The organism is Nostoc sp. EspVER01 (assembly GCF_034530635.1).
Classification (GTDB): domain Bacteria; phylum Cyanobacteriota; class Cyanobacteriia; order Cyanobacteriales; family Nostocaceae; genus Nostoc.
The window spans coordinates 124,302-131,102 of record NZ_JAVRCS010000018.1; the positions used below are offsets into that span (position 1 = coordinate 124,302).

A 6,801-nucleotide genomic window follows, 5' to 3' on the forward strand; every position below is an offset into this window, starting at 1 on the left:
CTTACATTAGCATGGCTTAAAAATAACAGTACTCGTTAGATTCTCGCAATCTATTTTCGTTTGGCCTTGTCGATGCTGTCACTTGTTGGGCGAATGTCGAATTTACCTTACTTGGTAGGCATAGAGATTTCCCAAATTCCTTGATTTCCGCCATATTCGAGAACATAAATCTTATTGCTAATAATCTCAGCATCAATGGGGTTACTAAAACCTCTGACAAGGCGCGTAGCATTAAGTTCATAGTTGGTATTTCCTACTTTAGTTAACTTTAAATGCAGTAAGTCTTGGCTGGCATCTTTAAAAGGGCCTATTAGTGTTTCACCAGTGGGATCGCCTGGTGTCCAACTCAGCATAAATCCATCTCTGTTGAATTCTGGACTCATTACTCCTTGTGTATCAAAAACTAAGCCTAAAGGAGAACGGTGTGTTGTAAAAGTGCTAAAAGTTTGCCCAATAACACTGGCATCTTTGATTTTTCCATCTACAGGATCGCGGTAATTATCTGCGTCCGGGCCAAGATTAGGAATTGGTTCAATCAAATTTCCAGTAGGCCGAGTAGGAAAGGTTGGATCGTTACGATAGTAGCCCTTTTGTATAGCGTTAAATTGAGGGCTTAACAATCGGTCAGTGGCAGGATTATAATTGGGAAATTGTTGTGGATTGTCTGTCCCCCCAATGCGCCAAGGAAAGCCGTAATTACCACCTAAACGTAGCCAATTTAACTCTTCTGACATGTCGCGATCTGGGCCATTTTCTGTGCCAAATAAATCCCCATTGGGTGCAAATGCCATATCAAAAGTATTGCGTGTTCCTTCTGCAAAAATATAGCCAGCTGTCTTTAAAGTTGCTCGATTGTTTGCCAGAAAAAGATTGTTACCATTACTAGGAAGACGGAGTATACAGGCGGTTAATCCGACTTCGCGAGTATTGGGATATAAACCATCAACAGACTGAACCTCACCATGATCGGTACGAGAACCGCTATTCACATAGATAAAGTTACCATCCAGGCTAACAACTACGCCGTTGAATCGATGGTCATAAGCTGTTTTGCTTTTGGGATAGGCTTCACTCTTAGCTAAGATAGACCAGATACGCTGTCTTGTACTCGAATTAATTACACCTTTAACAATAATTCCTTGAGTTTGGTTCTTCACAAGGTCTGTATTGCCAACTAAATAAATTGTGCCGTTAGGGCCAATGGCCATACCTTGAGTTTCACTGATATTATGATTACCAGAGTTGTACACAAGGGTTCTAGTAGAGGAGGCTAAATTGACTTGATAAATCTCACCATTTCGTTTGAGGTAATAGAGAGTATTGTTTCGTGGGTCTTTTACAATCCGCACAGAAGGAGAGACTGATAGTGTATTAACAATATTGCGAACCTTGATATCAGGACGCAGGGCTTGAGGTACAAGACTTACTCCAGTAGTGCTATGATTTAATAAAACTATTGTAAATAATAGTGTTATTGTAAATAACAGCGCTTTGACAGCAAAATTACCGATGAATCTGCGTTTAAATTGATTAAATGATTTAGTATTATTCATAATTTTTTTGATAAAATTATCAGTTATTTTTGTTGTTAAATTCCTCTTGATGAGGGAAAATTTTGGGAATTTTAGCTTGGGTCTTAGGAGACCATAGTGCTGAAACATTTAAAACTTTATGGGACATTATTTGCTGTTGGCAGTGCTATTTTTATGTAACGGATGGATGGAAAGTTTACCCCAGTTTTATTAACCCAGAGGATCATATCGTCAGTAAAACATATATGACCAGAGTAGAAGTGAAAATACACATTTACGTGATTATCTTGCACACCTACAGATGGTTCTAACGTCGCTACCGCTTCGCTATTGAAAAAATTATGCTATTCCAAATCAGTAGATATGCTTAAGAGTATTCAATTCGATTGTTACTTGTCTATTTTGAGTATAGATAAATACCCGTATTTAGCTAATTTATTCTGCATTTCTGCAACGCCTATTAGTGCAATCATGTTACGCTCCCATCTTTGAAAAGCGAAAAGCAATCCGCACTTGGAAAAACTTTCCAACAAAATATTTCGGATTTTCTGATAACTTAATGTATTCTGGGATATCTTACCTTGTGGAAAGCCAAATAATGACTATGAATATGCAACGACTGATCAAAAAAACTTCTAACCCAATTCGCAAGACAACAGAAGTAACTCCACCATCGACTGAACTGATTGAGATGGCTGAGAGTCAAGATATTCCTGAATCGGTGGTTGAACCAAATCTACCTGTGTACATCGAAGCATCCGAATCAGACTACATCTCTGAACACTATCGCCCTTTGCGCTCCGTTGGTAACTCTGGCTGGCAACCGTCTGATGTGTGGCGCGAGTTGAGAGTTGATAATTTCTGTGGGTGAGTAATATGAACGCAGAGAGCCATTCGATTTATGGCTGAATAAAAATTGTACGTTTGTCTAATTCCTGCTGAAATGTAATTACTCAGCTACAGCAATAAAGTAGCTCAGGTGTTGTAGTCCCATCTTTTTAAGACTTTATAAGTCTCAATTCTGCATAAATATATATTGGACATCTCAAAAAAGGCTCAATATCATACTCGTACAGAGATTTGATTGAGGCCAGAGCCATGAGTGAAAAAACAACGTCAGAGAATTTCAGAAGTAAAGTTGTTACACAAGGGGTACAGCGATCGCCAAATCGGGCTATGCTGCGTGCAGTAGGTTTTCAGGATGAAGACTTTAAGAAAGCAATTGTCGGTGTGGCTAATGCCTACAGCACCATCACTCCCTGTAACATGGGAATTAATCAACTTGCACTCATAGCTGAAGCTGGAATTAAACTAGCCGGGGCAATGCCGCAAATCTTCGGCACAATTACTATTAGTGATGGGATTTCTATGGGAACTGAGGGGATGAAATATTCCCTAGTGTCACGAGAAGTGATTGCTGACTCCATTGAAACCGTCTGTAATGGTCAAAGTATGGATGGCGTAATTGCCATAGGTGGCTGTGATAAAAATATGCCAGGGGCAATGATTGCGATCGCACGGATGAATATCCCGGCTATCTTTGTTTACGGTGGGACAATTAAACCCGGACACTACCAGGGTCGCGACTTGACTGTTGTGAGTTCCTTTGAGGCTGTGGGTGAATACAGTGCTGGAAAAATTGACGACACCGAACTGATGGAAGTAGAACGCCACGCTTGTCCTGGTGCTGGTTCTTGCGGTGGGATGTTCACAGCCAATACTATGTCCTCGGCCTTTGAAGCGATGGGTATGAGTTTACCCTATTCTTCCACAATGGCGGCGGAAGATGACGAAAAAGCTGATAGCACTGAAGAATCAGCCAAGGTATTAGTAGAAGCAATTCGTAATCAATTGTTACCCCGGCACATTATCACGCGCAAATCTATAGAAAATGCTATTTCTGTAATTATGGCTGTGGGTGGTTCAACTAACGCCGTATTACATTTTCTGGCGATCGCTCGTGCGGCTGGTGTAGAACTTAATTTAGATGATTTTGAAATTATTCGTGGTCGTGTCCCTGTTTTATGCGATTTAAAACCCAGTGGTAGATATGTCGCCACAGACTTACATCAAGCTGGTGGTATTCCCCAAGTGATGAAAATGCTATTGGTGCATGGATTACTTCACGGTGACTGCATCACCATCACAGGTAAAACCATCGCCGAAATTTTAGCAGATGTCCCCGATGAACCACCAAGCAATCAAGATGTGATTCGTCCTTGGAATAACCCGATGTATGCACAAGGTCACTTAGCCATCCTGAAAGGGAATCTTGCTACAGAGGGAGCAGTAGCAAAAATTACCGGGGTGAAAAATCCTGCTATCACTGGTTCTGCACGGGTATTTGATTCCGAGGAAGAATGCTTAGATGCCATCCTTGCAGGTAAGATTAAAGCCGGTGATGTAATTATCGTCCGCTACGAAGGGCCGAAAGGCGGCCCTGGGATGCGGGAAATGCTAGCACCCACCTCAGCACTTATTGGTGCGGGTTTAGGTGATGCAGTCGGGTTAATTACTGATGGACGCTTTTCAGGCGGTACTTATGGGATGGTAGTCGGACACGTTGCTCCCGAAGCCGCCGTTGGTGGTGCGATCGCTCTGGTCGAAGAAGGTGATAGCATCACTATTGATGCTAATTCTCGCTTGTTACAAATCAACATTTATGATGCAGAATTAGCCAGTCGCCGCGCCAAATGGCAACCCCATTCACCCCGTTATACAAAAGGCATCTTAGCAAAATATGCTAAGTTAGTTTCCTCTAGTAGTGTTGGTGCTGTCACAGACTTGGATTTATTTAATGAGTAGGGCGTAAGGTTAGAGACGCGATATCTCGCGTCTCTCTACAAGAGTATGGAAAGACGGCTTTTTGGCATTGGCTGTGAAACTTACAGCAGAATTCAGAAGTAAACACGTTTTACATCTGGGTAACAGAGTTAGCTTGTGTACTTCACCAACTTGAAATCTGCTGTAAGTCACTCTACTTATGTTTTAAAGTAGAAAGTAGTTGATTGAAAGTGTTTGTTACTACCAATGAAAGTTTTAGGGTTAGTCCTGCCAGTCCTGTTGTTATGCAGTCCTGCTATGGCAGTTGAGCTTAAAGGACAAAATATTGATGGTCAAAAGCTGCCTGCTACAGCTTATTACTATGCAACTGGTGGAGTTTACAAAGTTCAGGTGCGCTTTCACAACAAACGAGCCACAATTTACTTTGACGACGGCAACCAAACAACTATACAGTTGAACCAGCAAGCGATCGCTGACTCAAAGAATATTGAAGGTTTTGGAAAACTAGGACAATATCCTCTAAATAGAACATTCAGTGTGGGGTTGGTGTATGACAATAATTGGCTCGGTAGCAATGATAGTCAATTCCAACAGTCTAATCCGCTAGAGGGGTTGTGGAAAATTAGTTTGGAGTGAATACACATCCGACTTTAAAATATTTCTTATTTCTGACAGGGCAACTCAATAGTATGTCCTTTGCTAGATTCGGAGGAACTACTTAATTAATCAAGTAACATATATAAGACTCATATTTAATTTTTGAATAACTAAGCTGCTTCAAAGCTTGCCAGACAAAGATTTATTTTTCAGTATATTGAGTAAGATTAAAGTAAGATTTATATATGTGAATATGATAATTACATAAATGAAAGTTGGCATTCAAAATACAGTAGAAATTTTAGAACAAGTTGACCAATTAGAGTCCACAATAGGTCTTAAAAATGAAGCTTGCCGTTCTAAATTTTTGATTCATCCTGACTTCACGTCAAAAGTTTTTTTGTTTTTGCATGGTTTTACAGCAGGTCCTTACCAGTTCGAGCCGCTTGGTAAAGCCTTATTCAACAAGGGATATAACGTTTTAATTCCTTTACAACCCGGTCATGGACGCTCAGGTGACTGGAAGTCTCAAAATCCTCCACCGCTGCCAACAGATATTGAGATTTATCAACAATTTGTCATCAAATGGTTGCAGATTGCCAAAACGCTAGGGCAACAAGTTGTAATTGGTGGATTATCAACAGGTGGAACTTTAGCTGCTTGGTTAGCTTTAGAGCATCCTGAAGAGATTGACCGTACTTTATTGTTCACACCTTTTTTAGGTAGCCGCTATTTAGTATTCGATCAACTCATCAAAATTCTGCCAATTTACTTTGAATGGTTCAACAAAGATGCACCTGGGAATTTTGGTTATAAAGGTTTTCGTCTCAAGGCCTTACGGATATTTCTAGAATTGGGATATCAGGTTTTAGACAAGGCTCAAGGCTGTGTTTCTGCTCCAATCTTAATGGTATGTAGTGAGGCAGATGGTGCTGTTAATCGCTCGAAACAGCAGGATTTTTTCCGAAGAATACTTAGGCAGCAACCGAAATCCTGGTATTACTGTTTCGATGATTCGCTTCACATTGAACACCGAATGATGACAAAATTAGAAGACAATGATTATGAAGAACTGGTAATTATCCTTGCGAAAGCATTTGTTGAGAGTAATTTAACTTGGCTAGAGTTTCAGGAAATGGCAAACCGGATAGCGCAAGGACAAGCTTATGACCAAATCATCCGAGAACTCAACTTTGATGAACAAGTTTTTCCACAGCTATCTGCAATGATGACTCAAGGTTTTGGCTGTGAGCATCTTAAATGTATCAATCCAGATTTATAATCAGTATCCCAATTTTTAAAAAAGGTCTTGCAAGACGCGATAACTGGGAACATCCCGTTTTGGCAGATCGCCCTGCGCTAAGGCGCACGCTACGCGAACAGACTAGAAGTCTGGGGCTATACAAACGAAGTCTGCACAACGACTGGCTCAGTGACCACCTGCGCGGACTCTCTAAAACCCGCGCAGGCGGGTTTAGTCTGTATAGCCGCGATTTCCAATTGCTTTTTATTACTTAGGATTGTATCCAAAAGCTAAGGCAGCACGTAATCTTATTATATATGTCTAGAGAATAAAGCTAACTGGTGAGAAAGACAAATTCATCCTTTAAATGCTATCAAAACTTCTTTGGCGTTCGCGCACGTATTTTGAACTGGTATGTAGTCCTGATGGCTTTGTCTGCCATAGTATCCATTTTGGTAATCCGTCATGCTTTTTTTATCCGTCAAGAAAAACGTATAGAAGACTCTCTAATCCAAGAATTAAAAGAATTTCAAAAAGTTGTTCAAGGAACAAACCCCGCTACAGGTAAACCATTTGGAGATGATGTGATTTCAAAAGTGTTGAATGTTAAGAGAAATCCGATAAAAACAGCCCAAAATATGTTAA

At 40.5% G+C, this 6,801-nt stretch carries 5 protein-coding genes and 2 pseudogenes; 6 read left to right on the forward strand and 1 reads right to left on the reverse strand.

Annotation, left to right across the window (positions count from 1 at the left end; all coding sequences use genetic code 11):
- Window positions 1-107: 107 nt before the first annotated feature.
- A complete protein-coding gene (locus RMX69_RS17070; protein WP_322638166.1) occupies window positions 108-1,553 on the reverse strand; it encodes a PQQ-dependent sugar dehydrogenase in 1,446 nt (481 codons plus the stop codon).
- A 65-nt stretch (window positions 1,554-1,618) separates the two neighbouring features.
- On the opposite strand from RMX69_RS17070, the pseudogene RMX69_RS17075 reads away from it, so the two are divergent.
- The 6 genes and pseudogenes from RMX69_RS17075 to RMX69_RS17100 form a co-directional block, all read left to right on the forward strand.
- Window positions 1,619-1,948 (forward strand): annotated as a pseudogene (locus RMX69_RS17075) (IS1 family transposase); the annotation flags it as partial.
- Between the two features lie 182 nt (window positions 1,949-2,130).
- Window positions 2,131-2,403 carry a hypothetical protein gene (locus RMX69_RS17080; RefSeq protein ID WP_289798224.1) on the forward strand — a complete coding sequence of 91 codons (273 nt, stop codon included), beginning with the start codon at window positions 2,131-2,133 and terminating at the stop codon, window positions 2,401-2,403.
- 227 nt (window positions 2,404-2,630) lie between these two features.
- Window positions 2,631-4,337, forward strand: coding sequence for a dihydroxy-acid dehydratase (gene ilvD, locus RMX69_RS17085; RefSeq protein ID WP_322638167.1), 1,707 nt, complete (start codon window positions 2,631-2,633; stop codon window positions 4,335-4,337).
- Window positions 4,338-4,613: 276 nt separating this feature from the next.
- Window positions 4,614-4,952 (forward strand): hypothetical protein, encoded by a 339-nt coding sequence (locus RMX69_RS17090; RefSeq protein ID WP_289798225.1) that lies wholly within the window; start codon window positions 4,614-4,616, stop codon window positions 4,950-4,952.
- A gap of 229 nt (window positions 4,953-5,181) precedes the next feature.
- Window positions 5,182-6,195, forward strand: a complete 1,014-nt coding sequence (locus RMX69_RS17095) for an alpha/beta hydrolase (protein WP_289798226.1) — start codon at window positions 5,182-5,184, stop codon at window positions 6,193-6,195.
- Window positions 6,196-6,497: 302 nt separating this feature from the next.
- Window positions 6,498-6,801, forward strand: a pseudogene (locus RMX69_RS17100) (hypothetical protein); the annotation flags it as partial.

Coding starts and splice junctions, on each gene's coding strand:
- RMX69_RS17070 (WP_322638166.1), bottom strand. CDS start 1,553: ATGAATAATACTAAATCATTTAATCAATTTAAACGCAGATTCATCGGT.
- RMX69_RS17080 (WP_289798224.1), top strand. CDS start 2,131: ATGACTATGAATATGCAACGACTGATCAAAAAAACTTCTAACCCAATT.
- ilvD (WP_322638167.1), top strand. CDS start 2,631: ATGAGTGAAAAAACAACGTCAGAGAATTTCAGAAGTAAAGTTGTTACA.
- RMX69_RS17090 (WP_289798225.1), top strand. CDS start 4,614: ATGGCAGTTGAGCTTAAAGGACAAAATATTGATGGTCAAAAGCTGCCT.
- RMX69_RS17095 (WP_289798226.1), top strand. CDS start 5,182: ATGAAAGTTGGCATTCAAAATACAGTAGAAATTTTAGAACAAGTTGAC.